The sequence below is a fragment of the Neotamlana laminarinivorans genome (assembly GCF_020523925.1).
GTDB lineage: Bacteria > Bacteroidota > Bacteroidia > Flavobacteriales > Flavobacteriaceae > Neotamlana > Neotamlana laminarinivorans.
In genome coordinates, this window is sequence record NZ_JAJAPW010000098.1 from 1 (window position 1) to 280 (window position 280).

A 280-nucleotide genomic window follows, 5' to 3' on the forward strand; every position below is an offset into this window, starting at 1 on the left:
TGCTCCGGGTTTGCGCTTTGCCAATCCAGAATTTGCTGCACACCCTGGAGATCATCACGCATACGCTCGGCATTCGTAGTCCCGTCCAAGACGGAGACTTTGCCCAGACCCAGCACGAGTCCATAGAGAGCTACTGGTAGGCTGCTACCGACCTGGTGTGCGAGTGTCTCGACAGGTGGAGACTTCAATAGATGCGGATTTGCTGTCAATGTCCAGAAGCTTTGATACGTCATGTCTTTCTCCGCACAGAAGGCTCGCACGCCGGAGTCGTATCCCATCT

1 protein-coding gene is annotated in these 280 nt (G+C 54.6%); it reads right to left on the minus strand.

Going from position 1 to position 280, the window contains the following annotated elements:
* Positions 1–280, minus strand: a 280-nt coding sequence (locus LG649_RS16205) for a hypothetical protein (protein WP_226544842.1), incomplete at both ends; no start/stop codon positions are given.